Consider the following 25,884-nt stretch of genomic DNA (forward strand, 5'->3'; position numbering starts at 1 on the left):
TTTAAGACGAAGCCGTAAAAGGAGATCGGTGCTCCCGTATAAACTGATGTTCGACACCAAGCTGTCGCTGATAAAGTTCATGTACCCGACGGTTGGTTGCGCCGATAATATCCACTAATTGAGCGATCGTTTCTTCTTGTTGCCTCAAACGCTGATATAAAAAATCACAATCATGACAAGAGTCAGTAGATTTCATTGGTTTTCCTCCTGAAAGTTGAGTTCATAGTCTTTTTATATCATGAAGAGTCATAAGAGGCGAATGCTCAAATTTAAATTTTTCGAGCTTTGTATAGAATATAAATGGGGTTTTATGTAGAGAAAAACTTATAAACAACCATGAATCCTGTGGAAATGTTTAGTATTTCATCCATTTAAAAAGCACCCCTGGCCAACAGGGGTGCTTCGTCATTTAATCTCAAGTTTCAATTAGGCCATAACGTCCGTCACGGCGTTTATATACGATGTTTGTCTCATCAGTATTCGCATTTGTAAAAACGTAGAAATTATGTCCCAGCATGTCCATCTGCAGGGCAGCTTCTTCACTGTCCATTGGTTTCAGGTCAAAACGTTTCGTTTTTACAATTTGAATATCAAAATCACTGCTTTCTTCTTCTTTCAACTGCTCTTGCTGAGCTTCACGTTCCAGTTCAGCAAATACATGTTTTGGAGCACCTTCCTGGCGGAACTTACGGTTTACCTTCGTTTTATGCTTACGAATTTGTCGTTCCAATTTATCAACCACAAGGTCGATGGCAGCATATAAATCTGTATTGTGTTCCTCCGCACGAAGAAGCAGGTTCTTCATTGGAATTGTGACCTCGATTGTCTGCTCATCATTATAGACACTTAAGTTTACGTGAACCTCAGAAGATGGTGGATTATCAAAGTAGCGCTCCAGTTTGCCCACCTTTTTCTCCACATAATCCTTAATAGAATCTGTCACTTCTAGGTTCTCACCACGAATGGTATATTGTAGCATAAGAAGTGTCCTCCTTTCATCCTTATGTGATATATATTCTATCATACCCTGACCCTTTCCTGCATAAACTATCTAAAAATTTTGTCAAATTTGTGTCGGTAATTGTTGGAAAAGCTGCCAAGCCGGATTAAATGCGGGTTTCGGGATGAAATTTGTCTGGGCATACGGACTCCTGTGGAACCCAGCACTGATCAAATCAAGATAGACTTAATGCACAATATATGGTTTCACATATGACTGCATTTGGCTTCTCCAGCTCTCATAAGCCGGTACTACCTTTTCTACAAGCAGCTGCCGTTTCTCCTCATTTGTTTCAAGCTCAAACCACTGTTGCAAAAGCTTCACGACATCATGGAAGTCCCCAATTAACGTAATCAGATTTATATCCTCATTAAAAAGCGCAACCATTTGTTCGTGACTGGTACTTGCCTTATCAAGGGCCAGCAGCACATCTTGAAACACTTGCTGCACTTCTGGCGCTGCTTCTTCTTTAATGTTCTTTTCTAAGTATTCCAATGCATCGCTGATCGTATTTAATAATTGATCATAATCAAATAATAATTGATGCTGTTCGACGGTTAGTTCTGACAAAAAATCACCTGCTACTTTTTATGGTCTACATACATTCCATCATAATTCGACACACTTTGGTAGGGATTTGCATATCTTTGTTTCGAAGACTTCTGCTTTTTCATATTACGCATGTCCCGTTTTAGACCCTCAAAAAGAAATTCAAGCTTCTGATTAATTTTAATATCCTTTTGTAGAACGTCAGCTATCAGCGCCCGTTCCCCCTCACTTTCAGGCTGAGGAAGTTTATGCAGGAGAGCAGATCTCTCAGCTAAAATCCCTTCGACATATGCGACCATTTCGGCACGATTTTTTTCTGTGACCGTTTCGTGAACTTTTTCATATAACTGTTGCGTAAGGTCATAAAACTGTTTCCATACGTCCACTACGCTCTGCCGCCCTGACCCTGCTGGACACGCCTCGTCTGCAGGATTACTTCTTTCCATGTGTCACGGAATTCTTCAGTAAGTCCTTGAACTTCTTCGAGGATTCCTAAATCATTAGTAATATTAGCCTCCATTAAACGACGGTTCATATAATCGTAGAGGGGCATGATGTCTTTTGCAACCTCGTAATCCTGCTCCATAGTCACCATCAGCTCGCGAATGATTTTCTGTGCTTTTTGGATATTTGTGTTTTTCTTTTCTATATCATGATTCTCAATTGCTTTTTTGGCTGTCTTAATAAATTTTAAGCACCCATTGTACAGCATGAGTGTAAGCTCTCCGGGAGAAGCCGTTTCTACTGAATTATTCTGATAGGCCTGAATCGACATTAAACCCTCACTCCTTTTTTATAAATCAACCAAAGTTCTGCATTAAATAGGCGGATTGGGAATTCATCTTCTGAATCGCTGATTCCATCGCACCGAATTGTGCCCAATAACGGTCTTCCAGCTGAGTCAATCGTTCCTCAAATCGTTCCATTTGATCGTCCATATCTTTTATGCGGCGGCCCAATAAAAAGTTATTGTCTAAGGTTGTCGATTTACCAGCTTTTCTTTCAATGGATGATATCGTCGTTTCGATACTGTTTTCAATGCGCCGGGCAACGCCTGGTTTTTCCTCCGTACCGGCAAAAAGCTTATGTACGGATTCAGGATCCGTACTAAGAGCTTTGCGAAGCTCATCTTCATTGATTAATAGCTTTCCACCTTCCCTATAATTGGAAGAGGTTGTAATGCCAATCTCTGACATCAGCTCAAAGTCTCCATTGTTTTCGACAGGGGTATACCAGTTCGTGCGCATACTGCTTAAACCATTTTCTAAAACAGAATCATTCCTAAGCAGCCCGCTTTTTGCTTTTTCGTTCCAAAGTTCAATCTCTTTTTCCTCCATATCTTCCTTTTGCTTATCTGTAAGCGGAGGAAACTCTCTATATTTCTTTTCTTCTGTTTTTCCATTCAATTCTTCAATGATTTTATTGTATTTATCGACGAATTCAACTATCTTATCCACGGCTTGATCGACATCATTTTTTACATTTACTTTGATATTTCCATCCGTTACATCATTAAATGTAAAGTTCACACCATTTAAAGTGTAATTATTTGAATGTGTTGTGATTTTCAGCCCGTTGTTATATGTGAACTCTGCATCCGTACCGCCTCTCTCTGCTTTCTTCCAGGTGCCAGTAGAGTTATCTCCGTTTTTAATCCCTAGAGTCGTAGACAGAAACTCATCAGAACCATTAAAGCCAATTTCTGCACCAAGAAATTCTCCGCTATCCTCAGGATTAAAGTTACCTGTTTCTGTTCTTTCGATCATAACTTTATCCGCACTTTTATCGTAAAAAGCCCTTACACCTAAGTCTGAATCGCTGATCTCTGAGAGAATATTGTTAAGAGATTTATCTCCTGTTACTTCAAACGTTTTCTCGTTTTTGGTTCCATCTTCATTATAAGTGGTTACGGAAAAAGACTGACCCAGAGTCAGTTTATTTTTCAAGTTTACTTGCTCAGAACTCAGCTTTGCATCCGGATCGAATGATGCTCCCGCTTTACTAATCGTACTTTCACTATAATTGTAAGCCGCGGTGGCTGTTTTTTCGACGCTAAGGGTATAATCCCCTGTGCCTGCTGAAGAGCTGGCCGTAGCTGAAACAGCTGAATTGGAAGAAGTGACATTCTTTGAATTAAATGTTCGTTCAAGCTTCATATCAAAAGCGAGTGTATCTAATTGATTCAACTGTTTATTAACATCGCGATAGGCATCCCGCTGCCAGGTCATCCACTTTTTATCTTGTTCCATTTTATTTAACGGCTGCCGCTCAGCGCGCATAAGATCATTAATGATCTTATCGGTATCCATACCAGACGCCAGTCCGCCGATCCTCATATCACTCATATGTTCACCTACTTATATTTTGTGAGTCTACTACTATTTAGGAATTAGGTTATCGCCTCAAGCATATGACTGGACGTATAATCTCTCACCAGACTGGAAACTAGAGCTCCGCTTAAATTGTGAGTGGGGGCTGCTGACCAGGTACATCCACCTTCAACAACTCCTGGATTGGTTTCTTACTATATCGGTAATTCGTGTTCAGAGATGAAGTAAAAACAGAAAAATCCCATCAAGTAAGAATGGGATTTTTTCTCTTTCTGCTATTTGAAATGATCAATCTTCTGCGTCTAATAGAAGCAGCTATGAATCAGGATTACATAGGGAGCAACTAATCCGAAAACTATTAGCTGACCTGCGTTCTTAAAAAGAAGAATGGAATGTCTGAACGGCATTTACCAATGTAAGATTTAAAACCTACCTCCCCACAAGTCTCGAAGCGCCAGGAAAGTTGAGACGATCTTCCTTTATTTATTATTTTTTTCATCTTTCAGCATATCTAAGAGATTCTTCGTTAACGTAGCCGCTTCGGCATTCTCTTCCTGAATGGACGCATAAATCTCCTGCCGATGGATGCTCACATTTCGAGGTGCCTCAATGCCCACCTTAACTTGACCGCCTTCTACAGAGACAACCTTGATCTCTATATCGTCACCAATACGGATCGACTCTCCCGCTTTACGATTAAGGATTAACACGGCTGCCACCACCTTCTTGACCGTTAACCAGTAAATGCCTCGTTTGATAGCTCTGGTCGTTTAGAATCAACTGCTTTGATTTTCTATTTTTTACGTTAATAATGACAGGAGCCTGTAAATTCATAGTCGAATCCTTGAAAGGCTCACGCAAGGTCAGAACGTTATAAACCAGCACATCATCCGCACTTGTCAATCCAAGTTCCTGCTTCGTATTTTCATCTACGTCAAAAGCGTATTCTTTAAAAAACAGATAAGGACTTGAGACTATTAAGGCAACTCCGGCTGCTTCAACCGACTGCAGGGCAAAATAAACAGCTGACTCATCAACAGGAATTAATGCATACGTTGTGTACATTTCAAAACCTGGCAGCCCATTGTGGAATTTCAAAAGCTTGGTTTCATCAACTTCTACATGACCAAAGTGTTTCGTTGCGATCTTCATGCTTATCCATCCTTTATTCTAGACTTTCCAATCAATTTGTATATCGGCGTGCTGTTCTAAATTCACTTCTACTTTCCCAGGTTGATAGGATAATTCGGGGGCTCGCTTAACAGCTTGGATTTTGGGAGGGTTGGATTCAATTGATATGGATGCAGGAGCAGGCTCATATTGAATATCAACCAGGTCAAAAGCCGGCCGGCCCCCAGGAATCATGGAAAAATCAAACTGTGCATTCTGCGCAGCATGAGCGGAAATTGGATCACCTTTATTTTCTATTCGCATGAGTTCATCGCCTTCCTGCGCAGTTCTGGAGATCCCATCCATCCAAATTTGCTGAGCTTTTGCAGCTGTTTCTTCTGTCCGTGTAAAAATACTCTTTAATCCAATATTGTTCCACGCCTTCGTCTGATCAATGGTCAATTTCCCAGAACGCTGCTGAATACTTACATCCGCTTCTGGCTGTTCAATCGTCTGCTCGGCCTTGTACTGGCGGATAGCTTGCACAGCTGAGCGGCTTACAATACCCAGCCGGGCTTGTGTAGTTTGAATTTGCAGCTTAGGAATCGACATGGAGCACCTCCACTTTTTAAAATAGAGCAGACATCAAACGACCCCACAAAAGTGGGGTCAAAATCACCTCAGAAAGTCCATCAGCGTGGGTTGAATGATTCGGGATCCAACACCCAGTGCCGCCCTGTGAATGCTTTCCTGAGTTTTTAAATTCGTTATAACTTTTTCAATATCCGCATCTTCATTATCAGACATCATCTTACTAGCCGTGATTTCCTGGCTTTCCAGGCGATCTTCAATCAGATCAACGCGGTTCATCCGGGCACCAAGGTCTGCACGTTTATTCACAATCTGATTGATTTTGCTATCGAATACAGCGATATAGTCATCCAGGTTATTAGAACCGGTTTCCAAATCAGCTGCAAAAGCTTCAAGATCGTTGAAAAGCCCCTGATCGAAGACGGGCTGTGGATTTACATTCGCTTGTATCCGGACGCCTTCAGATACGCCGATCTCGACTTTACTCATACTACTATTTATCGTAAAGATCTCCGCATCTACGGGCTCTTCAGTCGTATTGGCTCCGTTAAATATGTACTTATCGTTCACTTTAGTATTCGCGATATCTGCCATATGCCCTTTCAACTGACGGATTTCCTTGGCGATATTTGCTTTCTGCTCGGTGTCGTATGTACCGTTACTTGCCTGTACAGCTAATTCTCGAACACGCTGCATCGCCTGAGTCGCTTTATCAAGAGAAGAATCACTGCTGTCCATCCAGTTATGAACCTCGCCGATATTTCGTTTGTACTGTTGAACTTCTGTGAGCTGAGACCGGTAATTAATGCCCTTCATGGACACCACAGGGTCATCGGAAGGCTTCGTGATTTTTTTGCCTGTTGTAAGCTGCTCCTGGTATTTCCCCATTTGTCCATAGCTTTGACTAAGATTACGAAGCATATTGTTTGAAAGCATACTTTGTGTCACACGCATCGTTCATTCCTACCTTCCTACTCGCCCCATTTGGTTAATAACACGGTCAATCATCTCGTCTACAACGGTAATGTTACGAGCCGCTGCGTTATATGCATGTTGAAACTTTACCATATTCGTCATTTCCTCATCCAAAGAGACTGAACTGACTGACTGACGCTGTTCTTCAACGGATTGCTTCAGCGTTCCAGAATTTCCCGCCATCCGCTGAATTTCCTGAGTTTCGACAGCCATACCTCCGATCATTGATTCATAAAAACTGTTTAGAGAGGTATCACCGCCTAGCAGCTGAAGGTTAATATCCTGTACGTCTCCAAGAGCAATCGCATTATCTCCGTTCCCGGCAAGCGGTTCTTCACTGCTTGCTGCTGCAATATGATCGTTATCCGCTTTTATTTCGTTCGTTACATCAATTGCCCCGGCTAATCCTTCACGGATACCATCTTCATTCATCGTAGTCGCTCCAAAAGAAAAGAACGCTGGCGGCGTGTTTCCCGTATTCATCGAATTTAGACTGGCTCCACTCGTTTGAACGGCATTAAATTCAGTCGCAAAAGCCGTAGCCATCTGATCAAGATCTCCCAGCATTCCTTGATAGATGCCACGTTCGACTCCTGACTCATCCTTATATCCTCCTGCTTCAATCAGACCTTTCAGCTTGCCTGGTGAGGCAAAATCCTCTGGAGCATAAGACGTCGCTCCTACTTGAATAGACTGAGCCAGACCCGTATCGTCAGCCGTGTAAGAAACGGACAGTTGACGAACCGAGTTGCTCACGCCATCAAGCAGTTGCGAAGCCGGGGAAAGCGGCTGCCCGCTTCCGTTCATTAAGGTGATTGATGCTTTTCCCATTGCTAAAGGACTGGCAGAGGAAGGAGGTTCTTCATAAGACACATCAATATTAACGTGTCCTGACAGCTGATCAATCAGCCGGTCGCGTTCATCGTATAGATCATTCGCTACATATCCATGTGGCTCCAGCTCAGCAATCTGTTTATTTACATTATTGATTTGAGAAGCAAGAGAATTGATTTCCTTCGTAGTGACACTTACTTCATTTTTTACATCAAGCTGCATGGTATGGATTGTATTGGACAAGTAATTGAATGTGTCTGCTACGGCCTTCCCTCGCTGTCTGACGACTGAGCGGGCCCCCGAGTCTTCGGGATTAACCGACAGATCCTGTAGCGACTGCCAGAAACGGTCCATAGTTTTAGCTAAGCCATTTTCAGAAGGTTCATTCATCACTTCCTCCATACGTTCCATAGAGCTTGCCATTACACTATAGTACCCGGAACGATTATTTTCTCCGCGGTACTGGTCATCTAAGAACTGAGTACGGACACGTTCAATACTTTGAGCCTGCACCCCCGTCCCCATTTGACCAGGAATTTCTGAGCGGTTTCTGGACGCAGCCGGGTAGGGGCCGGTTTGTTCAAAATTAACGCGCTGCCGCGTATAGCCTTCTGTATTCGCGTTCGATATGTTATGGCCAGTGGTGTAAAGAGCGGACTGTTGAGTGAATAGCCCTCGTTTAGCTACTTCAAGTCCATGGAAAGTAGATACCATGATAATTCTCCTCTGTGTTAGGCTTTTGAATCAAAGATGGATCGTTTCGTTTTATTATTTCTTGAAGGAGCTGATTTACCACCATAATTGACACTTTCAAGAGAGGGCTGAAGCATATCAAGCGACATGTTAATAAACTGCAGCGATTGTTTCGTCAGCTGGGCGTTCAGCTGTTCCTGCTGCTTAAGGCTAGAAAGTACAAGAATCATCTCTTTATAAACGGCCTCAAGCTTTCCCTGAGACTCTCCTTCAAGGTTAGCAATCATGTTGGAAATCGTCGGTTCGTATGTAGGGAGGCCCTGAGCCTCGCACCAGGAAACAACAGCTTCACCACGTTGCTTTTCCACTTTATTTATGGCCTGCACGTGTTTCCTCTCCTGTGTAAGCAGCTGCTGTAAACTATTGGTGTCATTCGATTTCAGGGCTTCTGTTTTTCTCCGAGATAAACCAAGCAGGCTTTCATGCAATTGCTTCAAATGATCCATGCACTGGATGACTGTTTTTAACGTCAATGCCATTCTCCTTTAGTTTTTGTTAGACCAGAAGTTCAGCATATTTTTTGCCGTTTCTTTCGGATCGGCCTGATAATTTCCGGACTCGACTTTTATTTTAAGCTCTTCAATCATCTTTTGACGGACAGGATCTGTTTTTTCCGCGCTTTGCATTTGTTTTGCCTGACTTGAAATTTCGACTTTATCCTGCGGCTTGATCTGGTTTTTCACTTCAGCCGGTTTGTTTACCTGCTTTGTATAAGGATTAAAATTTGATTGGTTCGGTCCATTAATTCTCATTCCGCTCACCTCTTTTCGTAAATAGTAACGACGGTTTCTTATAATATCGTCTGAATGATCCAGCATTTAAATCCATCTTATTATTTATTTTCCACCGAGTAATAAGTCCTGTCTTCTTTCACCTTTTTCTTGCTATTAAGCTCCTTATTGCTTTCGTGGCGTTTCAATCCCTTTGTTATCTCCAGTTTACATCTTTCGCAAATACGACCGTCCTGAATAGGTCTTTCGCACTTCTCACACAGGTAACTAATATTCGGAAACTGAGCTGGATGTAATCGCTTTTGTTTTACGAATTCCCTGATCTGCTTTTCAGAAACCTCCGTAGCGATTTCAATTTCTTCAACTGAGGCCATCCGATTCTGCTTTTTGCGCATAAATGCATACACCTTTTGATAATTTTGTTCTTCTTTGTTTCTGCATTGGTTGCAAACTGCACTAGTTCCGGTTAAAAAAAGAGCACTACAACGCGGACAATTAGCTAAATCCCCCATAACGTCGCCTCCTATTCGATATCTACTTCTTATATCGGCAACGAATCTCGAAGTCAAAGGTTCTTAACAAAATAATTAACGAAAAATAGTAAACGAAGTCACAGCCGGACATCCCTTTTGTTTTAAGAGAGATGCTGCGTGTCTCACGGTGGTTCCTGTAGTGTAAATATCATCCACAAGTATAACGGGCTGACGCACAGATTGGGTCAGTTTAAATGGATTATTAGACGAAATGCGTGCGTACCTTCCTTTTTTTGATTGCTTTTCTGAATTTCTTCTTTCGAACAAAGAGTGGGACCTTTGATTAAGTAAATAAATGATCGCTTCAGACTGGTTAAAGCCACGCTCAGAAAAACGTTCTTCACTTAATGGAATTGGAGCCATAATGCAGTCTAAATTCCTCATTCTACTAAAATGTTCCACAACATGCCATTGCAATGCTTCCAATAGAATATAATCGCCTCGATACTTCCAGCGAGCTACGAAATCTTTGGCGAATTCATTGTATTGGAACACAGAGGTATTTTTAGCTAGCAGGCCAGGATGAGTCTTCTCCCACCATTGACAGTCCTCGCATACACCATTTTCACCTTCTCGAAAACAGAGGGTGCACCCTGGTTTAAGAGGTTGAAACTGAGACTTACAGACGGCGCAAAGTACTTCTTTTTCGGGTACACTCCAAAAATTGGCCCACGTTATTTTAGGGATGATCTCCTCGTGACAAATTAGACACCTCACAACTTCTCTCCCAACCGATTCATTTTCATAATCGATTCACGAGCATCCAGCAGCGGATTTGTTTTTCCTGTATGAAAAAAGATAACTTCTCCATTAGGATCATCGGGACTTCTTCCGGCCCGACCTGCAATCTGAACGAGTGCAGCTTCATCAAACACTGAATGCCCCGCATCCACAACGTACACATCTACAGAAGGAAAAGTAACGCCACGTTCTAAGATAGTTGTAGTAACCAGAATTGGATAGTCCTTCTTTCGAAAAGCCATGACTTTGTCAGCCCGCTTTGGGTCTTCCGCATGAACGGATTCGACAATCATCTTCCACTTCCTCAGATATTCAGCTATCTGATCAGCCTGTTTGACTGAGGGCATAAAAATAAGCAGCTGCCGATGGGATTGTTGTTGCTGTTTAATTTTTTCAAGTAAACTTGGCGGAATCTTTCCGCGTTTCAAATGGTGAAATAGACTTGGGGTCAATTTCAGTTGGGGGACCGGCAGTGGATGACCATGGAAACGCTTCGGGATGAAAACCACTGGAAGGGTTTTGTTCCGAATACGTTTGTGCTGAGCTTTTCTAGGGGTCGCGGTAAGGTAAATAAGAGAGGACTCTGTTTTGGCCGCACGCTTTGATGCGTAGTGGAGCGCAGGATCCTGATGAAATGGAAACGCATCAATTTCATCAATAATCATGACATCAAAAGCATGGGCAAAGCGAAGAAGCTGGTGGGTGGTTGCAATAAGAAACTGGGCAGCTCCTTTTTTATTCGGACTGTCTCCATACAATGCTTCCATCTCAACGTTCGGAAAGGCAGCTTTCAGACGGGGCAGCAATTCTCGTACAACGTCAGTTCGAGGAGTAGCAAGACAGACCCGCTTTCCAGAAGAGAAAGCATCGGTCAGTCCCGGGAACAGCATTTCGGTTTTTCCAGCACCGCAAACCGCCCAGATCAGTTTTTCCCCTTTCCCTAGCTGAATCACATTTCTTATTTCATCAGCTGCTTTTTGCTGAGAAAAGGTTAATTCTCCTTTCCACGCGCATGGATCTCCAAACCGGGGCCATGCCACATTTGGACTGCCGAAATACAAAGGCTCACATTCCATAACTCGTCCCATTTGAATACAGCAGCGGCAGTAAACACAGGCTTTCCCGCAAGCAGCATGAGGGATCTCAGCGAATAGGTGCTGTTCCTTATTCCCGCACCGCCGGCAGCGGAAGCCCCAGAAGTGGTGCTCCAGACCAGGAACTTTTATTAGTACGTTTTGTGATAGAGCAGATATAAGATGCGGTTCATCAAGAGGGATTTCATAATGCAGCAGGAGTTTACCAGCAAGTTGAGGGTAGTAGTGAGGCGTTACTAGATCGGGGATCCAATCAAAATCAGCAGAAAAATAAGTACGAAGAGTTTGCAGCATGCTTTCACCATCCTAATATAAAAGTAGAGCCTGCTTGAGTCTCACAAACAGGCTCTACTTCAGGATTGACGATACCATCCAAGTCCGATTGCCCCTTCACCGAGATGCGTGCCGATTACTGGACCAAAATAGCTGACTTCGATCTCTACATTTTCAAACTGCTGTTCAATTTCCTTCTTAATCTGTTTAGCTTCATCCAAACGATTAGCATGAATAATACAGGCTTTATACATTGCGCCTTCTTCAATAGACTCTTCAAACAAGGTTAAGATGCGCTTAAGAGCTTTCTTTCTGGTGCGGATTTTTTCAAAAGGAACAATTTTTGTATCTACAAAATGTAGGACAGGCTTTACTTGCAGCAGGCTGCCTACAAACGCCTGAGCTCCGTTTAAACGCCCTCCGCGGTGTAAATGCGTAAGATCGTCGACCATAAAGTACGCTTTCATGGACTGCTTCATAACCTCAAGGCGGTTAAGAATTTGCTCTGGGGTCTCTCCGTTACTAGCAAGTTCGGCAGCTTCAAGAGCATAAAAACCCTGCATAAGACAACTTATTTCAGAGTCAAATACATGAACGTCAATCCCTTCCACCATGTCTCCAGCTGCTATCATTCCTTGATAAGTGCCGCTGATGCCGCTTGAAAGATGAATAGCTAACACGGCGTCGTAATCGCGGGCAAGCTCTTCCAGTTTATTAGTCATTAAACCGGTAGAAGGCTGCGAAGTTTTCGGCAGCTCACCACCTTCTTTCACCATATCGTAGAAGTCATCAGCGTTTATATCTATTTCTTCCTGATAGGATTCGTGACCAAAAATCACGTTCAACGGTATCATATGTATGTCGTTGGCTCTGCGTGTATCTCTCTTAAGATAAGCCGTACTATCTGTAAGAACCGCTGTTTTCATGTGATCCAACTCCTTGTCCACTGTGTATTTTCTAGCTTTATATGTCTCTTACTATGTGAAAGTATTTATCTATTATTTTACATGAACCCTCAATCAATTGCACCAATAAACTAGAAATAAGCTGATAGGTAACCTGGTAAAAACAGGGACCTCAGGTCATCCAGAATCCGGATGACCTGAGGTCCCTGTTTTTACCTTTTCTTATTAGAAAAAAAGCTGCCGGCCTGAGCCAGCAGCTTTAATATTAATATAATGTGATTAAATGACCTCAACCCATCCATTTTTAATGGCTGTTACAACCGCTTGAGTACGATCGTTCACGTTCATCTTCTGCAAGATATTGCTCACGTGATTCTTTACGGTTTTTTCACTGATATAAAGGGATTCGGCAACTCCGCGATTGCTGTTTCCGTCGGCCAGAAGCTGTAGCACTTCACATTCACGACGGGTAAGCAGATGGAGCGGCTTGCGATATTCAATCGTACGATAAGCACTGCTGCCTTTATTTTCGGATAGACGACGATATTCTGCCACCAAATTGTGGGTCACTTTTGGATGCAGATAAGATCCGCCTTCCCCAACTACTTTAATTGCTTCAATAAGCGCATCTGAATCCATTTCTTTTAGCAAATACCCTTGTGCACCCGTTTTAAGTGCATGAGTTACGTAGTTTTCATCATCATGAATAGATAAAATAATAACCTTTAAGTCTGGATATTTCTTAGTAATTTCCGCCGTAGCTTCGACACCATTCATGCTTGGCATGTTAATATCCATCAGGACGACATCCGGCATATAATCATCAATCAACTGAAGAGCTGAACTGCCATCGTCACCCTCTGCCACAACTTCAAAGCTTGTTTCAAAGTCTAAAATTCTCTTAACACCTTCACGGAATAATTTATGGTCATCAATCAGGACTATTCGTGTCGTCATGATCTTTTCCTCCTATTTCCTTTACATCCACTGGATTTTTTCAGCATCCCTATCCTATAGGTCTTTGTAATCTTTTTTTGTCTCTTTTTGTCTCTTTTTGTCTCTAATTACCCGTATATCGTTGTACCCTAATCCTAATTTCTATTATAAACGATTCACGCCATTTTACATAGTTATTCCTGTAATTAACTATTTATTGGAATATGAATCGTGACAATGGTCCCCTCTCCGGGGCTTGAATCGATAGTTAGTTCACCATCTAGCATATCCACGCGCTCACGCATGCCAACTAAGCCAAATGATTTATCTTTCTTAGACTTAGGATCAAAACCTTTTCCATCATCTTTTACAATGATCATGGCCGAACTGGGTTGCAATTCCGTCTTTACCTGGATTAAGGAAGCACTCGCATGTTTGACAGCATTCTGAACCGCTTCCTGAATCAGCCGGAACAACGCAACTTCAAATTTAGATTCAAAGCGGCGTTCTTCACCGAATAACGTAAATGAAATTTCCAGATCATTATAATCCTCTACCGTAGCTAAATACTTTTTCAGAGTCGGAATTATCCCTAAATCGTCAAGCGCCATGGGACGGAGATCATAGATGATACGGCGGACCTCGTAAAGTGCGGAACGAACCATAGTTCGCACACTTCTCATTTCTTTCATAGCTTCCTCAACGCCTCTTTCCCGGTAAATCCGGTCCACAAGGTCTGAACGAAGCATCACATTTGCAAGCATCTGGGCAGGTCCATCATGAATTTCTCTGGATAACCGCCGCCGTTCCTCTTCCTGGGCTTCAATAATCTGAAGACCGAATTGCTGCTTTTCCTTTGCATCCTCCAGCGCATCGGTGACATGCTTGAAGTCTTCAGTCAAATAGTTCAGCACAACAGATATTTTTCCTCCCAAGGCTTCGGCACGTCCAATCGTTTCGTCTAAATTCCTCAGGCGCCTTTCTAAATCATCACGACGATTGCGCAGCTGCTTTTCCTTCTCGCGTTTCATTGATAAGTCCATCTGTAACCCGTGCGTTTGTTCGTACACTTTACGAATTTCATCTTCTGAATATTTCTGGAATTGTTTACTCACTTCTGACAAGCGCATACGGGAGAAACGTACTTTCTGCTCCAGTTTGTCTCCCACGTCTATAAGAGAACAAACCTCTCGTTTCGTTTCCTTCAGCTCTTTATCCAGTTTTTCAAATTCATTTCGGGATTCTTCACCAATCTGAAAAATTTCATCTTTACTATTAGTGACAGTATCCACCATTTCATGAATGATATGGTCAAGTGCTTTGTCCCCAAATTTCTTTTCGCTCATCATTGTCCCTCCATCAATATTCACACACACTCATTCGTTAGGCCTAAGCCGTTTTATGGGGGTGTTTATTTACAAAGTTACTTTTATTTTTCTTTTTTTGATAAAGCAACCTGCCATTTGCTGAATCATGTCCCCGCCTATATAATTAAGTCTTTAGGAGGTTTAACACATTATGTTAGAAAATTATTATACCGTAAAGCCGAATGGATCTGAAGAAGTGATCATACAAAAATCCCGTTTCATTGGATACGTACGACGCTGTGAAACGGAAGAAGAAGCTCACTCGTTTATTCAGGAGATTAAGAAGAAACATAATGATGCGAACCATAACTGCTCAGCTTATATGATTGGCGAACACGATTTAATTCAAAAAGCAAACGATGACGGGGAACCAAGTGGTACCGCCGGTGTTCCTATGCTCGAAGTATTAAAGCGAAAAGGATTAAAGGATACCGCTGTCGTGGTCACGCGCTACTTCGGGGGTACGAAACTAGGGGCAGGCGGATTAATTCGCGCATATTCCGGCACTGTTTCTCAAGCAATTGAAAAAACAGGAATTGTCAGGCGTCAGCTTATGAAATCTATGCACGTGAGCGTAGCTTATCACCTGCTTGGAAAAGTAGAAAATGAAGTACGCAACTCTTCCTATACGCTTGAAACGATTAATTACATGGAAAATGTGGAATTAATAATATATGTAGAAAGCGGGCAGGAAGAAGCTTTTGAAAGCTGGATAACTAATTTAACCAGTAATCAAGCTCAACTAACCCGAGGAGATTCATCTTATGTAGAATTTGATGTCAAACCTAGCGAAGGAGCTTGACCCCGTTTATGAAACGCAAAAAACTGAAGATCGCCCTAAGCATAGTGGTCTTTATTCTGTTAATCGGCATTGGTACCGCTGCTGGCTATGCCATTTATCTGACTGATAAAGTCAAGCAGACGGCAACCGAATCCCATCAGGAACTCGACCGAGGAGAGAAATCTGAAAAAAGGCAAAGCGAAGTGAACCCCGAGTACGATGACATTTCCGTATTGTTCGTAGGAATTGATGACAGTAAGAAAAGATCTTCCGGCGGCAATCGTAATGCTCTGTCGGATGCACTCGTCCTTGCAACTTTTAACGATAATAACAAATCGATAAAAATGGTAAGTATTCCGAGGGACTCTTACACGTACATCCCTCAAATCGACTCTAAAGATAAAATCACTCATGCTCACGCCTTTGGTGGAATCGATGCAACAGTTGAAACCGTGGAAAGAATGTTTGATATTCCTGTAGATTATTATGTGAGACTCAATTTTAATTCATTTATTGAAGTTGTTAACTCCATCGGTGGTATCACTTATGATGTCCCATTTGATATTACTGAACAAAATAGCGTCGACAAAGACGGAGCCATTAAATTGGAAGAAGGTTATCAAGAGTTGAATGGTGAGGAAGCCCTGGCTCTTGCCAGAACAAGAAAATATGACAGCGATCTGGCACGCGGGCAGCGACAAATGGAATTAATTCAGGAAATTGCACGTCAAACGATGACGACAAGTTCACTTCATAACTTCGGTGATATTCTCAACTCCATTAACGACAATCTGAAAACGAATTTAACATTCGAAGAAATGGTTTCCTTTAAGGACTATTTCCTTGATAAACAAGGGTTGACCTTTGATAAGATGCAGTTGAATGGTGAAGGTGGAAAAATGGACGGAGTCTGGTATTATCAGGTGAACGAAGAAAGCCTGTCCACTGCGAAAGATCAGCTGCAAGCTCACTTGAATTTACCTTCCCAAAATGATAAAAACTCCAATACCTTCGCTGAAGAAAACGAAGATGAAGATAATTCTATGTAAAAACCTGCTTTATCGATAAAGCAGGTTTTTTGCTGTCTTTTGACTGAACATTTCCTGGGAAATATTCAGCTCCTGTCGAAAATTATGAATAGCGAAAAAAACTCTACGGAGAAGGAATTCGTTTCCTTCTCCGTAGAGCTTCCTAATTACCTGCGTGTACGGTAATCACGAATCATATTGAGGATTGGTTTATAATCTTTCCCAATTAACCCGGTCATCTCGACGATTAATTCAATCATCAGAATAAGGGCTGCCATTACAAACATAGCTCCAAACATTGTTGCCTGAGAAAAGATAACAGCTGCCAGACTAAATAGGGCACTAACAGCATAAATCATGAGGACCGTTTCTGGATGACTGTAGCCCAAATTAATCAAACAGTGATGAAGGTGCGATTTATCAGGGGCCGACAATGGCTTTCGTTGAATCACTCTGCGGACAATCGCAAACAGCGTGTCAGAAATGGGTACACCGAGAATAATTACCGGAATAATGAAAGAGAATAGAGTTACGTTTTTAAAGCCTAAAAGTGAAAGCACACTGATCATAAAACCGAGGAACAACGCCCCTGTATCCCCCATAAAAATTTTGGCTGGATAGAAATTGTAGAAAAGAAAACCAATTGTACTTCCTAACATCATAAATCCTGCAAATACGACAAACACATTTCCCATGGTTATGGCCATACCTGAGATCGTCAGTAAAGCAATTGCTGATACCCCTGCGGCCAGGCCATCGAGCCCGTCGATTAAGTTAATCGCATTGGTTATTCCTACAATCCATAATATGGTGATCGGTATGCTTAAATATCCAAATTCCATTTCACCACCGAACGGGAGGTTAATGTACTCGACTTGTACACCTCCCATAACCACAACAATAGCAGCTACAATTTGTCCCCCAAGCTTCACTTTTGCAGAAAGCTCCTTTAGATCATCCAGGACACCTGTGGCAATGATGATACTGGCACCAATAAACACCGGCCAAGTATAACGACTTTCAGGGAAAAAGAACAATAGTCCTCCTGCAAAGCTTAAATAAATAGCCAGTCCACCCAGTCTGGGCATAACCACTTTATGGACTTTTCTATGGTTCGGCTGATCAGTCGCTCCAATAGCAACAGCAATTTTTTTAACAACAGGTGTTATTAGTAACGAAGCAATAAAACAGAACAACAAGGCCTTATACTCCATAAAGACCCTCCTCAGGTTTAGTATGTCCTCTCCCAAACATCATAAGCTGAAATAATTTTTCCATATTTTTTAGAATAAATGAGTGACTGTTATCTCATAATAATTCTAGATGATTATAGCACAAGAACCGCCGATCAGATATACATATTTCTTTAAATATTTGTTAGCCTATTCCTAACATTTTCAAACACGAAAAAGCCTTTTCTGACAAAAGAATTTAATCTTGAAATTCCCTGCATACCGGTCTTCATACCTTTTGATACAGTAAAGTCCCCTTGTATCTTCATTTGTAAAATATTCGTAAATTCTTCTTACTCCAATAAGTAACCAGGACCCCAATAGTGTTTCGAATAGAAATATATGCAACCGGGTGTCTTATACAAAAATAATTCATCTTTCCTACTTCTCTATATAAAATAGGGTTTAAGCCTCTCCTCGAAAGTAAATACACGGTTAGGTACAGCTTTACCTTGCAGTGTTCTTCAAGAATTCATAAAATAGGTAACGCATGTCAATTTTACTAGGAGGATTTCTTACATCATGGCCACACATGAAAGAAAAAAATTAGAAAGATCCTTAAAACCTCATTGGGTTTGGGCGATTGCATTTGGCTCCGCTATAGGATGGGGAGCTTTTGTACTGCCGACAGACTGGATCGGGCAGGCAGGTCCTATAGGAGTTGTGCTCGGAATTTTGCTCGGCGCTGTTCTTATGATGATTATCGGAGTAAGTTATGGTTTCTTAATAGAAAAATTTCCTGTGACAGGCGGAGAGTTTGCATATGCTTACATTGGATTTGGGAGAACATTTGCCTTCTTAGCAGGGTGGTTCTTAACCCTTGGATACTTATGTATTGTTGCTCTGAATGCTTCGGCGCTCGCTCTGCTTGCTAAATTTCTGTTTCCAGATTTCGTACGAACAGGCAACTTGTATGTTGTCGCTGGTTACGAAGTGTCCATCATTCAAATCGCGATTGCGAGTATCGCCCTTATTTTATTTGCTATTTTAAATATCAGAGGTGCCAGTTTTTCTGGAAGAACACAATTTGCCTTTAGTATGGTTTTAGTTCTAGGAATTACATTGTTAGGTCTTGGAGCTATATTTACAGAAGGCCCATCCATCAGCAACATTACACCTGCCTTCAAGCCGGATCAGACAGCGATTGCTTCGATTCTGACGATTTTAGCGCTTGCACCGTTTGCTTATGTTGGTTTCGATAATATACCTCAGGCAGCCGAAGAATTTGACTTTAAACCCAAAAAAGCATTTGGTTTAATTATTTGGTCTCTACTCGCTGCTGGGCTGGCCTACAGCGCTATGATCCTGATCACCGCAAGTACTATGCCCTGGCAGGATTTACTTGCTCAGATCAATGCAGAACAATCGGTATGGGGAACAGGTGACGCTATTGAAAGTTATCTTGGACGAGCTGGAGTATTCATTATCGCCATTGCTGTTTCCATGGGGATATTCACAGGATTAAACGGCTTTTATATTTCATCAAGCCGTCTCACTTTCGCCATGGGCCGCGCCCGCATATTACCAAATGCGTTCCGTAAACTTCACTCCAAGTATCACACACCTTATGTAGGTATTTTATTCACAATGGCCATTTGCCTGATTGCTCCTTGGTTTGGACGCCAGGCTTTATTATGGGTAGTGGACATGTCTTCTACAGGAGTAGCCATTGCTTACTTTTTCTGTACAGCAACCGCTTATAAATTTTATCGGTGGTCCTCGAACCATCCTGCCAAAAACAATACGGACGTAGTGTCCCCCGGCAGGAAGTTCCTTTCCTTGATTGGAATGCTCAGCTCCATTGGATTCCTTGCGTTACTACTTCTACCATGGTCTCCTGCATCACTAGGAAGAGAATCTTATATTGTCCTGTGTATATGGATCGTAATCGGAATTGTTTTCTATATCTTTAACTACAAACGATATAATCAAATTACAGAAAAAGAAATGAATTATCTGATTCTCGAAAAAGAAGAAATTTAAAAAGAAATCCCTGGGAGAACCCGGGGATTTCTTTTTTTAGTTAAAATAGCTGCTGAAGTATTTATTCCAAACACTATAGATCCAGCTTTTAACCCACGTGTACTTATCTTCTTTTTCCTGTTCTTTGTCTTTATTACCTTCATCATCTTTGTCTTTATGATCTTTATCGCCGCTGTCTTTGTCATTATCTTTTTTGTTTTCATTTCCTTTACCTTTATCTTTGTCTTTGTCTTTACCTTGATCCTTGTCTTTATCTTTATTGCCATTATTCTTAATCATGATCTGAGCTAGTACCGGATCATGGTCACTCGCACGGCCATCAGCTTCTGAGAAGTCAGAGTTAATATTTACCGTCTGAATTTTCGTCTGCTTAGCAAGATTGTTGCTCACAAGAATGTGGTCGAGCACTTGAGAATTTCCTTGATAAATATAGGTGTACTGCTCTTCTGTCGGAAGAGATTCGATCATGTTGGTTAAGATGTCACCTTCCAGTGTATTAATCGGAGCGGAAAACTGAAAATCATTTAAATCCCCAAGAACGACGACATTCGAATCATCCATCTCACTTTCAACTTTTTGAACAAAGTTGTTGATTACAGTGGCTTGCTGGATTCGCTGCTCTTCACTGCCCAGCTCGACTGGCTGATCAGCGCCGAACAATCCATCATCTCCACCTTTGGAATTGAAATGATTGGCTACCACGACCACTTTTTCTCCATTAAATTCGAATTCAGCCGCTAATGGTTTGCGAGAATCGTAAAAGGCATCATTCGTTGGATCAACACGTCCTGGGTTCAAGGTCAGACCATCTTCGTTCACATCAACGTCGGTTACCGCATCCCCATCTGGCTTGTCGGTCAGTGTTACGCGATCCGGGTTGTAAATGAATCCAACGCGTATGTTTCCTCCCGGCTGACCGCCGTCCGTTTTATCCTGGGGAGCAATGTCAGTGAACTCATATTTCGGTCCACCCGCTTCTGCGATTGCATCAATTAATTTCTGGTAACTTTCATTCGCCTCTACCGTCCCATCATCAGTCGGGCCGTTATTGTCTTGAACTTCAATTAAACCTACCACATCAGGAGTATTTAGATTTTGAATAATAGATTCCGCAATCTTTTCAACTTTTTCAGGAGAAGTGTCTGCAGAGAAGTTCTCGACGTTGTAGCTCGCTACAGTCATTTTTTTCTTAAGAGCTTTCAACTCTGCAGATTCCCGTTCAGTGCCCCCGTCTTTAATTTCCGGGAATTCTCCAGTTGGGCGGATCTTGTAGTTGCTATAGTCGTAATTAACTACTCCGGTGATAGACTCACCAAAATAATCACCTGTTTTCGCGTTAATATCTATTCCGTCAACATCGATGAGTACGCGTTCCGGATTGTAGTCCTCTGGAGAAATAAGCAATCCCTCTGCACGGGTAAACAATTGATCTTCGCTCGCTTCTACATAGACTGGAAGCTCATCGTATTTAACCGGGCCGGATACTTTAGCTTCTGGAAGTTCAATCAGCATTCCTTCCAGGCTCTCATAGAAATCAATACCGTCTTCCGCCGGATCAAAGGACTCGAGACCATCATCTTCAATATTTTCTGTCGGCTGTTCACGGTCTTCACCAATCACTACAGGATCTGGAATATCTGCTCCAGTAGAGGTCACATCAACAGTGGAAGCACTAATCTGAGTAGTCAGCAGATCGTTTGCATCTGAATATCCATCTTCACGCCACTCCGTAACTTCTCCGGTCGCCGTTATGACATCACCAACAGCAACATTAGAAGAACGCTTGTAGACGTAAATCCCCTCAGACGTAGCTATGTCTTCATCCGGATTAAGACTTTGCATGTAAAATCCATTGCTGCCATCCAGCTTCGTGACTACACCTTCGACATTTTTTACGACTTCGCCTTCATAAGGAGAAGTGTGCGAAGCCCCCTGTATATCATGGATTTCAAGGGAGTCAGCAGCTTTTAGAGCCGTATAAGAAAACGTAGAAACCTTGCTCACTTCTCCATTTTCACGGACAGCTGCAGCTTTGATCGTAGTATCCTCCGTAATCGTGATTGGTTCTGTGTATTCTTTACTTTCAGCTGTAGGCTCACTTCCATCCGTGGTATAATGAATCGTCACACCTGGCTCAGCGGCGCTGAGAGTAATTTCTGTCCCTGTAATTACAGAACCGGATTCTTTATTTGCTGTGACAGCGAAGGCTTCTTGCACGATATCAGATTTTGAACGAGGAACCAGCTTATAATTATTGTAACTATAATTCACGACACCCTTAACCTGCTCGTAGGTTTCACCAACCTTAAGAAGACTCTCATCGGCCGGGGTGATTAGGAATGTTCCTTCAGCTCCTTGCGCTGTAAAATCTCCATATTCATTTACATCGGTGATTTCTACATTATTCACTTCTACGAATTCGCCTTCAATGGCTTCTCCTTGATCACCAGAAAATTGGGGTGCCGTAACTTTCTCAGGTTCAGGAACACCCGCATCCTCTTCTGTAACTTCAACAGCGGCTGAAGAGGTTTGTATTTGCTCCATTCCATAATAATCACCTAGTTCTCCTGAAGCTGTGACCTGATCCCCAACTTGTGCGGTAATTCCGGGAGCTCGAACAATGATGCCTGCTGATTCGTCTTGTATGTATAAGTTCGTTTGTCCGCCAGATTCAAACGCTGCCGTAGCAATTCCCTGTACACTTACAGTGGAACCTTTTTCACTTTGACGAGCCTCAGCAATAGATACAGTCTCTACGGGAGTTTCCGGAGTGTCATTCACTTCGTAAGAACCCAGATAATCAAATGTATCTTTGGCATAGCTGTCCCACTCGGTTGATACATCGTAACTGTCCGTTGGATTTGTATCACCAGAAGTTATGGACGCTTTTCTAACCAGTGTGACGTCTTTAGCAAAATCGCTACCATTACCAACTTGCCCAAATGAATCGATAGTTTCTCCGTCTTTTTTCAATACGAGCGGATCGTTTCCGTTGAAGCTCACAATGCCATCAATTAAGTCGGCTTTGTCTATAATATCCTGGGCCGCCTGACTGTCCGCAATGACGAATGTTTCACCGCTTGCTAATGTTCCTTCAAGTTCCTGAGTCTGAGAAACTTCAGCGGCTCCATTGGAATAGAGTTCAAGCGTATAACCCGTTAAATCAATAGCACTTCCTGTACCATTATAAAGTTCAAGCGCTTTATTATAACTTGATCCTTCCACATATTCAGAAATAAACAAGTCTGCAGGTGCTTTCGCTGCCTTAACATCAGACATCGGAATCGCTGTAGAACTTAACGTCATTACTGTTACTAAACATCCAGCAACTACTTTTTTCACTGATAACGCCTCCCTGGTAATTTATGCCGTGTTGGCCATTACTCTTCCAGTATAAAATATCCAGCCTCCAAAATATGTTGTAATTTTGTAAAATTAGATAATTAATTCCAATGTATTAGGATAAAATAACTAATTATGACAAATAATTTACATATTGTCGGACGATAGAAGTGTGCCTTTGTGGTGTTTTCATATATGATAAAATATAAATTTGAGAGGTTAGAAGAATGAGGTGTGATCGATGAATTCCAGAAAAGTTCGTATTCGCAAGAGAAAAAGAAAGAAGAAAATCAGGCGCATAAGTGTATTCCTTTTGATGCTGGCCGTTCTTGCCGGGGGCACGTTTTATTACGTGTCGCAGGTCTATACAGCATCTTTCCAGGCTTTAGATAGAGGAGAAAAATCTGATCTTCGAGAGGAAGCTGTAAACATTGGAGATGATCCAATTTCTATACTCTTAATGGGGGTAGAGGATTATTCAACAGACGGTTCAGCAGGCCGGGCGGACACACAAATTGTGATGACGCTGGACCCGAAAACAAATCAGATTACCATGACCAGTCTTCCAAGAGATACAGAAATTACGCTCCCGGAAGAAAAAGTCGGTGAGAAGTATTCAGGAGAGCATAAATTAAATGCCACCTATTCTATCGGAGAAATTTCAGGTTATGGATCTGAAAAACTTGCTGTAGAAACCGTGGAAAACTATCTCGACATTCCTATAGATAAATTTGCTACAGTTAACTTTGAAGGATTCATTAAAGTCGTGAATTTACTAAACGGAGTAACCGTAGATGTAAAAGAGGGCTTTTGGGAACGAAGCAGCCAGAATTACAATAAAAAGATTGAGTTTGAAGAAGGCCCGACAGCGATGAACGGCGAAGAGGCTTTAGCTTTTGTTAGAATGAGGAAAAGAGAAGCAGCCCTTACTTACCCAAGAGAAGAACGCCAACGCCAATTTATCCAAGCTGCCATCGACGAAGCGATCTCTGCGGGCACCATTTTTAAAGCTGGTGAAATTGCGGATGTTATCGGAAAGAACATTACTACGAATCTATCGCCCAGAGAGATTTATGCATTACAGAAAGCCTTTTCTTCCGAAAGTTCGGACGTAAAATCATTTACGATCGAAGGTGAAAACAAACGCCTCGAAAATGGACTCTACTATTTTGTTCCGAATGAAGAAAGCTTACAGGATGTAGAAACCAAGTTGAAGCAGGAACTTGATCTGCCTGGTGCTTCAAGTTCAGTATCTCAAGAGGAATCATCATCTGACTGAGTGTGATAGGGAAATTAACGCCCCGTTCGGCCATCGAACGGGGCTTCATGGTTTATTATACTATTCCTATTAAAAAAGGATCTCCTCACTGGAGATCCTTTTCCTAAACATAAACGTACTAAGAGCCCGTGGGCTTAAAAACAAGCACGCCGTAGACTCTTTCGAAGGTGTATGGACCATCATACTCGATCAGGGGCACAACATCTTCATTTTGAATGCTGATTTTACTAATCGTAGGTTTCGACACCATAATGCGTTGAAATGTATCTTCCGTTAACTGTCGGGAAGGCTCGACAACAATCGTTCGATCAATCCGTACACAATAACGGCCTAAAATGTGTAATTCTTCTCTGTCTAAATATAGTTTTGATAATTGTGCCAATCCACTTCATCCTCTCTGTGTTCTATAAGAAGTGTTTAGCACATCACCCTATCCCTGTATCCATAATATAATAAAATTTCTATAATTTGAAAAGTCTTTATAGGTAAAATAAGACACGAGAACTACAAAATTCGACTTTTTTCTCAGAAGGATTCCTTTACTTCAGCCAAGAGGTTCGCACGCCACTGTTTCTTCTTCTGTCTATATTCTTCCTTTAAGTCCGTCGCTTTTTCTGCACCAATGTGTTCTTTGAAACTTTCATGAATGGTTTGAAAACCCTCATCTGTACTCGCTTCCAGACGATCGGCTGCTGAATTATATTTGCTGAAAAAATAACTGAAGGAAATGTCTTCACCATTCTGCTTTTTAGTCACATACTCTTTTTGAGCTTCTGTAACGATTTCATCCATTCTTCGTTCAGCTTCATTAATGAGCTGTTCATATGATGTTTCATAGGATGCAATTTGTTCAGCAGGATTCATTTTTCCTTCAGCGCTATTATCGGGCAGGATAATTTCGTATGCTTCATCCGCTAACTGATCAACTTCCTCATCAACTGTATCATGAGACTGAATGAAGAACACATATGTAAAATATCCGCCTATCGCTATTACCACTACCATGAAAAGCAAAAGAATTTTTTTCATATTGAATCCATTTCCTCCACTCTATTTTCTCTTACAGAGTATAGCACAGAAAAGCCCTCTTCTGCGTTTTCAGGCAGAAGAGGGCTGATTATATTTTTATTCTTCTATAATACGATAGTTAGTATGAGCTACAACCGTTCTATCATATTCAAAATCAATTTCATCTAAATTGTCCATAATTGTTAGATCCACAATTACAGAACGCTGGCATTGACTAGGAATCACTTTTCCCGTAAAAGTAATATCGTTTCTTTCAAAACTGACTACTTGTCCGGGAGTCGCGATTTTATCATCAGGTTGTATCATAATCTCTACCCTTTCTCTATCTTTTTTAAATTGAACCGATTTTACATAAAATTAACAAACAATTCAAATAAAATCTTTTACAGAATATGTTACTTTATTCGACAAATAATTACAAGCCAAACGCTGTTGCTTTTGTGAAATATCTATTACAAATTATGAAGTGCTGCTAACAATTAAGAAAG

Annotated in this window: 28 protein-coding genes; 4 read left to right on the top strand and 24 right to left on the bottom strand. The window is 41.7% G+C overall.

Going from position 1 to position 25,884, the window contains the following annotated elements:
* Position 1: 1 nt before the first annotated feature.
* The 19 genes from HBHAL_RS15005 to HBHAL_RS15095 all read right to left on the bottom strand — a co-directional run bounded on the left by HBHAL_RS15005 (position 2) and on the right by HBHAL_RS15095 (position 14,701).
* Positions 2-196: a hypothetical protein gene (locus HBHAL_RS15005; protein ID WP_014644303.1), complete on the bottom strand. Its 195-nt coding sequence runs from the start codon at positions 194-196 to the stop codon at positions 2-4.
* A gap of 219 nt (positions 197-415) precedes the next feature.
* On the bottom strand, positions 416-979 hold the full coding sequence (gene hpf / locus HBHAL_RS15010; protein ID WP_014644304.1) for a ribosome hibernation-promoting factor, HPF/YfiA family: 564 nt from the start codon (positions 977-979) through the stop codon (positions 416-418).
* A gap of 207 nt (positions 980-1,186) precedes the next feature.
* Positions 1,187-1,570: a hypothetical protein gene (locus HBHAL_RS15015; protein WP_014644305.1), complete on the bottom strand. Its 384-nt coding sequence runs from the start codon at positions 1,568-1,570 to the stop codon at positions 1,187-1,189.
* A gap of 11 nt (positions 1,571-1,581) precedes the next feature.
* Positions 1,582-1,935 (bottom strand): flagellar protein FliT, encoded by a 354-nt coding sequence (locus tag HBHAL_RS15020; protein WP_014644306.1) that lies wholly within the window; start codon positions 1,933-1,935, stop codon positions 1,582-1,584.
* Positions 1,935-2,324 carry a flagellar export chaperone FliS gene (fliS, locus tag HBHAL_RS15025; RefSeq protein WP_014644307.1) on the bottom strand — a complete coding sequence of 130 codons (390 nt, stop codon included), beginning with the start codon at positions 2,322-2,324 and terminating at the stop codon, positions 1,935-1,937. Before fliS ends, HBHAL_RS15020 begins: the two co-directional genes overlap by 1 nt.
* Before the next feature lie 25 nt (positions 2,325-2,349).
* Positions 2,350-3,894 carry a flagellar hook-associated protein 2 gene (locus HBHAL_RS15030; protein WP_014644308.1) on the bottom strand — a complete coding sequence of 515 codons (1,545 nt, stop codon included), beginning with the start codon at positions 3,892-3,894 and terminating at the stop codon, positions 2,350-2,352.
* Between the two features lie 464 nt (positions 3,895-4,358).
* Positions 4,359-4,589, bottom strand: a complete 231-nt coding sequence (gene csrA / locus HBHAL_RS15035; protein WP_014644310.1) for a carbon storage regulator CsrA — start codon at positions 4,587-4,589, stop codon at positions 4,359-4,361.
* A complete protein-coding gene (gene fliW / locus HBHAL_RS15040) occupies positions 4,576-5,031 on the bottom strand; it encodes a flagellar assembly protein FliW (protein ID WP_014644311.1) in 456 nt (151 codons plus the stop codon). Before fliW ends, csrA begins: the two co-directional genes overlap by 14 nt.
* An 18-nt stretch (positions 5,032-5,049) precedes the next feature.
* Positions 5,050-5,601, bottom strand: coding sequence for a DUF6470 family protein (locus HBHAL_RS15045; RefSeq protein ID WP_014644312.1), 552 nt, complete (start codon positions 5,599-5,601; stop codon positions 5,050-5,052).
* A 63-nt stretch (positions 5,602-5,664) separates the two neighbouring features.
* Positions 5,665-6,534 carry a flagellar hook-associated protein FlgL gene (gene flgL / locus HBHAL_RS15050; protein WP_014644313.1) on the bottom strand — a complete coding sequence of 290 codons (870 nt, stop codon included), beginning with the start codon at positions 6,532-6,534 and terminating at the stop codon, positions 5,665-5,667.
* 9 nt (positions 6,535-6,543) lie between these two features.
* Positions 6,544-8,103, bottom strand: a complete 1,560-nt coding sequence (flgK, locus tag HBHAL_RS15055) for a flagellar hook-associated protein FlgK (protein WP_014644314.1) — start codon at positions 8,101-8,103, stop codon at positions 6,544-6,546.
* Positions 8,104-8,120: 17 nt separating this feature from the next.
* Entirely contained in the window at positions 8,121-8,615 is a 495-nt protein-coding gene (locus tag HBHAL_RS15060) for a flagellar protein FlgN (protein WP_014644315.1), read from the bottom strand.
* A gap of 12 nt (positions 8,616-8,627) precedes the next feature.
* Complete coding sequence (gene flgM, locus HBHAL_RS15065; protein WP_223254213.1) at positions 8,628-8,960, bottom strand: flagellar biosynthesis anti-sigma factor FlgM; 333 nt, start codon at positions 8,958-8,960, stop codon at positions 8,628-8,630.
* 14 nt (positions 8,961-8,974) lie between these two features.
* Positions 8,975-9,385, bottom strand: a complete 411-nt coding sequence (locus HBHAL_RS15070) for a TIGR03826 family flagellar region protein (RefSeq protein WP_014644317.1) — start codon at positions 9,383-9,385, stop codon at positions 8,975-8,977.
* Positions 9,386-9,460: 75 nt separating this feature from the next.
* The gene (locus HBHAL_RS15075; RefSeq protein ID WP_014644318.1) at positions 9,461-10,123 is read right to left on the bottom strand and encodes a ComF family protein; all 663 of its coding nucleotides are present in this window, start codon (positions 10,121-10,123) and stop codon (positions 9,461-9,463) included.
* The gene (locus HBHAL_RS15080; RefSeq protein ID WP_014644319.1) at positions 10,120-11,535 is read right to left on the bottom strand and encodes a DEAD/DEAH box helicase; all 1,416 of its coding nucleotides are present in this window, start codon (positions 11,533-11,535) and stop codon (positions 10,120-10,122) included. The genes HBHAL_RS15075 and HBHAL_RS15080 overlap by 4 nt, the downstream gene beginning before the upstream one ends.
* Before the next feature lie 59 nt (positions 11,536-11,594).
* Positions 11,595-12,440 carry a DegV family protein gene (locus HBHAL_RS15085; protein WP_014644320.1) on the bottom strand — a complete coding sequence of 282 codons (846 nt, stop codon included), beginning with the start codon at positions 12,438-12,440 and terminating at the stop codon, positions 11,595-11,597.
* Positions 12,441-12,698: 258 nt separating this feature from the next.
* A complete protein-coding gene (locus HBHAL_RS15090; RefSeq protein WP_014644321.1) occupies positions 12,699-13,376 on the bottom strand; it encodes a response regulator in 678 nt (225 codons plus the stop codon).
* Positions 13,377-13,561: 185 nt separating this feature from the next.
* Positions 13,562-14,701 (bottom strand): sensor histidine kinase, encoded by a 1,140-nt coding sequence (locus HBHAL_RS15095; RefSeq protein ID WP_041601399.1) that lies wholly within the window; start codon positions 14,699-14,701, stop codon positions 13,562-13,564.
* 172 nt (positions 14,702-14,873) lie between these two features.
* Here HBHAL_RS15095 and HBHAL_RS15100 point away from each other — a divergent pair, with 172 nt between their 5' ends.
* Positions 14,874-15,524, top strand: coding sequence for a YigZ family protein (locus HBHAL_RS15100; RefSeq protein WP_014644323.1), 651 nt, complete (start codon positions 14,874-14,876; stop codon positions 15,522-15,524).
* Between the two features lie 8 nt (positions 15,525-15,532).
* Positions 15,533-16,552 carry an LCP family protein gene (locus HBHAL_RS15105; RefSeq protein ID WP_014644324.1) on the top strand — a complete coding sequence of 340 codons (1,020 nt, stop codon included), beginning with the start codon at positions 15,533-15,535 and terminating at the stop codon, positions 16,550-16,552.
* A gap of 146 nt (positions 16,553-16,698) precedes the next feature.
* Here HBHAL_RS15105 and HBHAL_RS15110 read toward each other — a convergent pair whose 3' ends face one another.
* Positions 16,699-17,745 (bottom strand): glycosyltransferase family 4 protein, encoded by a 1,047-nt coding sequence (locus HBHAL_RS15110; protein ID WP_014644325.1) that lies wholly within the window; start codon positions 17,743-17,745, stop codon positions 16,699-16,701.
* A 540-nt stretch (positions 17,746-18,285) separates the two neighbouring features.
* Between HBHAL_RS15110 and HBHAL_RS15115 the strand changes: the two genes are divergently transcribed.
* Complete coding sequence (locus HBHAL_RS15115) at positions 18,286-19,746, top strand: APC family permease (RefSeq protein WP_014644326.1); 1,461 nt, start codon at positions 18,286-18,288, stop codon at positions 19,744-19,746.
* Between the two features lie 36 nt (positions 19,747-19,782).
* On the opposite strand, the gene HBHAL_RS15120 is transcribed toward HBHAL_RS15115, so the two are convergent.
* Entirely contained in the window at positions 19,783-23,088 is a 3,306-nt protein-coding gene (locus HBHAL_RS15120) for an FN3 associated domain-containing protein (protein ID WP_014644327.1), read from the bottom strand.
* Positions 23,089-23,329: 241 nt separating this feature from the next.
* On the opposite strand from HBHAL_RS15120, the gene HBHAL_RS15125 reads away from it, so the two are divergent.
* Positions 23,330-24,367, top strand: a complete 1,038-nt coding sequence (locus HBHAL_RS15125) for an LCP family protein (protein WP_014644328.1) — start codon at positions 23,330-23,332, stop codon at positions 24,365-24,367.
* Positions 24,368-24,485: 118 nt separating this feature from the next.
* On the opposite strand, the gene HBHAL_RS15130 is transcribed toward HBHAL_RS15125, so the two are convergent.
* From HBHAL_RS15130 to HBHAL_RS15140, 3 genes are all read right to left on the bottom strand, one after another.
* The gene (locus tag HBHAL_RS15130) at positions 24,486-24,749 is read right to left on the bottom strand and encodes a hypothetical protein (protein WP_041601400.1); all 264 of its coding nucleotides are present in this window, start codon (positions 24,747-24,749) and stop codon (positions 24,486-24,488) included.
* Between the two features lie 143 nt (positions 24,750-24,892).
* Complete coding sequence (locus HBHAL_RS15135) at positions 24,893-25,396, bottom strand: hypothetical protein (protein WP_014644329.1); 504 nt, start codon at positions 25,394-25,396, stop codon at positions 24,893-24,895.
* A gap of 96 nt (positions 25,397-25,492) precedes the next feature.
* Entirely contained in the window at positions 25,493-25,702 is a 210-nt protein-coding gene (locus tag HBHAL_RS15140; protein ID WP_014644330.1) for a YkvS family protein, read from the bottom strand.
* Positions 25,703-25,884: the final 182 nt, after the last annotated feature.

Source organism: Halobacillus halophilus DSM 2266, assembly GCF_000284515.1.
Classification (GTDB): domain Bacteria; phylum Bacillota; class Bacilli; order Bacillales; family Halobacillaceae; genus Halobacillus; species Halobacillus halophilus.

What these genes read in the sequence shown, in the direction of transcription:
- HBHAL_RS15005 (WP_014644303.1), bottom strand. Translation starts at nt 196, where the DNA reads ATGAAATCTACTGACTCTTGTCATGATTGTGATTTTTTATATCAGCGT.
- hpf (WP_014644304.1), bottom strand. Translation starts at nt 979, where the DNA reads ATGCTACAATATACCATTCGTGGTGAGAACCTAGAAGTGACAGATTCT.
- fliS (WP_014644307.1), bottom strand. Translation starts at nt 2,324, where the DNA reads ATGTCGATTCAGGCCTATCAGAATAATTCAGTAGAAACGGCTTCTCCC.
- HBHAL_RS15030 (WP_014644308.1), bottom strand. Translation starts at nt 3,894, where the DNA reads ATGAGTGATATGAGGATCGGCGGACTGGCGTCTGGTATGGATACCGAT.
- fliW (WP_014644311.1), bottom strand. Translation starts at nt 5,031, where the DNA reads ATGAAGATCGCAACGAAACACTTTGGTCATGTAGAAGTTGATGAAACC.
- HBHAL_RS15045 (WP_014644312.1), bottom strand. Translation starts at nt 5,601, where the DNA reads ATGTCGATTCCTAAGCTGCAAATTCAAACTACACAAGCCCGGCTGGGT.
- flgL (WP_014644313.1), bottom strand. Translation starts at nt 6,534, where the DNA reads ATGCGTGTGACACAAAGTATGCTTTCAAACAATATGCTTCGTAATCTT.
- flgK (WP_014644314.1), bottom strand. Translation starts at nt 8,103, where the DNA reads ATGGTATCTACTTTCCATGGACTTGAAGTAGCTAAACGAGGGCTATTC.
- flgM (WP_223254213.1), bottom strand. Translation starts at nt 8,960, where the DNA reads ATGCTGGATCATTCAGACGATATTATAAGAAACCGTCGTTACTATTTA.
- HBHAL_RS15070 (WP_014644317.1), bottom strand. Translation starts at nt 9,385, where the DNA reads ATGGGGGATTTAGCTAATTGTCCGCGTTGTAGTGCTCTTTTTTTAACC.
- HBHAL_RS15080 (WP_014644319.1), bottom strand. Translation starts at nt 11,535, where the DNA reads ATGCTGCAAACTCTTCGTACTTATTTTTCTGCTGATTTTGATTGGATC.
- HBHAL_RS15085 (WP_014644320.1), bottom strand. Translation starts at nt 12,440, where the DNA reads ATGAAAACAGCGGTTCTTACAGATAGTACGGCTTATCTTAAGAGAGAT.
- HBHAL_RS15090 (WP_014644321.1), bottom strand. Translation starts at nt 13,376, where the DNA reads ATGACGACACGAATAGTCCTGATTGATGACCATAAATTATTCCGTGAA.
- HBHAL_RS15095 (WP_041601399.1), bottom strand. Translation starts at nt 14,701, where the DNA reads ATGAGCGAAAAGAAATTTGGGGACAAAGCACTTGACCATATCATTCAT.
- HBHAL_RS15100 (WP_014644323.1), top strand. Translation starts at nt 14,874, where the DNA reads ATGTTAGAAAATTATTATACCGTAAAGCCGAATGGATCTGAAGAAGTG.
- HBHAL_RS15105 (WP_014644324.1), top strand. Translation starts at nt 15,533, where the DNA reads ATGAAACGCAAAAAACTGAAGATCGCCCTAAGCATAGTGGTCTTTATT.
- HBHAL_RS15110 (WP_014644325.1), bottom strand. Translation starts at nt 17,745, where the DNA reads ATGGAGTATAAGGCCTTGTTGTTCTGTTTTATTGCTTCGTTACTAATA.
- HBHAL_RS15115 (WP_014644326.1), top strand. Translation starts at nt 18,286, where the DNA reads ATGGCCACACATGAAAGAAAAAAATTAGAAAGATCCTTAAAACCTCAT.
- HBHAL_RS15125 (WP_014644328.1), top strand. Translation starts at nt 23,330, where the DNA reads ATGAATTCCAGAAAAGTTCGTATTCGCAAGAGAAAAAGAAAGAAGAAA.
- HBHAL_RS15135 (WP_014644329.1), bottom strand. Translation starts at nt 25,396, where the DNA reads ATGAAAAAAATTCTTTTGCTTTTCATGGTAGTGGTAATAGCGATAGGC.
- HBHAL_RS15140 (WP_014644330.1), bottom strand. Translation starts at nt 25,702, where the DNA reads ATGATACAACCTGATGATAAAATCGCGACTCCCGGACAAGTAGTCAGT.